General features: G+C 39.0%; 2 protein-coding genes. Both read right to left on the bottom strand.

The window, feature by feature from the left end; all coding sequences use genetic code 11:
- Positions 1-293: 293 nt before the first annotated feature.
- The gene (locus NJ959_RS29520) at positions 294-737 is read right to left on the bottom strand and encodes a lasso peptide biosynthesis B2 protein (RefSeq protein WP_254015324.1); all 444 of its coding nucleotides are present in this window, start codon (positions 735-737) and stop codon (positions 294-296) included.
- 292 nt (positions 738-1,029) lie between these two features.
- Positions 1,030-1,414 (bottom strand): universal stress protein (locus tag NJ959_RS29515; RefSeq protein WP_254015323.1); only part of this gene is annotated, 385 nt, incomplete at its 5' end.

Raw genomic sequence — 1,414 nt, 5'->3', positions numbered from 1 at the left:
AAACATCAAGATTTCAAGAAGTTCTGATGAAGTTATGATGAATTTTTTGTTTCCAGAATGATTAAGGTATTGACAAATAACAATACATGTGTTTTGTCTGCTAAAATCTGATACATCTAGGGCTTCTTAAGCATCTCATTCTTTATTTTAAAATCATAATAAATCGCTATTATATAAAATAACAGCGATTTGATTTTTGCTATTGCCAAGGTATTTTTTAGATCTATTAGAGATGACAATTCAAAACTATGTACCAGTAATTATCTGTTTGTTTATATAATATAGAATATCCCTCACAGCCTACCACCTCCAACAGCTTCCATTGGCACGAAGCGTGAAAGCTCCGCAAGATAACCAATGATAACTTTCCCCTGACTTTCAATCCACGCATGTGCCTCTAGCTTTCCTGACTCTCCTTTGGCTACACCAATCCGGAGTTCGGAGGAATGCCCATACCGACTCATTAAAGTTTGTGTTGTTAAAGCACGAGCTAAACATTTAACTCCGGGCATGTAACGACTGCTGGTTTCAACGGCCCAGATTATTTTATTGATAGAAGTTTGATTATTATTCTGGCTGTGAGAATGAATATTACCGATCTGGACTAAGAGTCTCTGTAATCTCTGAAATGGTAGCAACCACAAGCCTAATCTGACTAATCCTAATAATATAAAAGCAGTAATCAGGATTTTGCGATTGCACCAGGTCATTTGCAGGAAGTTAAGCAGTTGCTTCATCTTTTACCTTAGACAATTCGGTCAAGTGCAATTTCGTAGTTGGGCTGAAGCCCACCAGCAAGTTCTACTCGATTTGTTTGCGGTAGTATCTTAGCCTTTTTTATTATTTAATATTTGGTCTGATATAGCTTCAGTATTATGGCGGATATTTATCTACGCGATATAGCTTAGGTAAATATACGCCATAATTTTTAGTAACACTCTATACGATAGGAACAGGCGTTTCGCCTGTTCTACGAGTTTAGAGCTATTGGGTTAATGGAGTATTGGTACAGGGGTTCGGCGATCTACATTATTCAGCTTTTGTTTCTGTAGCAGCTTTAGGGGTATCATTAACTTTGGGGCTAATCCCTTGCACAATTAAAACTGAGCAAGGAACGTGATGGACAACATAATTGCTGACACTACCCATAATAATTTCTGTTAGACCCCGACGACCGCGACGACCTAACACTACTAAATCTCCACCCCAACTATGGGTAAGTTCCCGAATCCCGGTCCCCGCATCTCCGACTTTACAATCCCATTCCGTGGGAACTCCTTCTGCGGTTGCCTTACTACAATAACTGGAGAGCCATTCTAGTGCTTCCTCGCTTTCTTTGCGTAACTTCTCTTGCATCAGTTGGCTAAATTCGATTAATTCTCTGCCAAATATATCTCCATAAGATGCAACTGTT

It is taken from the genome of Limnofasciculus baicalensis BBK-W-15 (assembly GCF_024178385.1).
Lineage (GTDB): Bacteria > Cyanobacteriota > Cyanobacteriia > Cyanobacteriales > Coleofasciculaceae > Limnofasciculus > Limnofasciculus baicalensis.
This window is presented reverse-complemented; position numbering and strand designations above follow the sequence as displayed.

Excerpts from the sequence above, each read along its gene's own strand:
- NJ959_RS29520 (WP_254015324.1), bottom strand. The coding sequence starts at position 737 with ATGAAGCAACTGCTTAACTTCCTGCAAATGACCTGGTGCAATCGCAAA.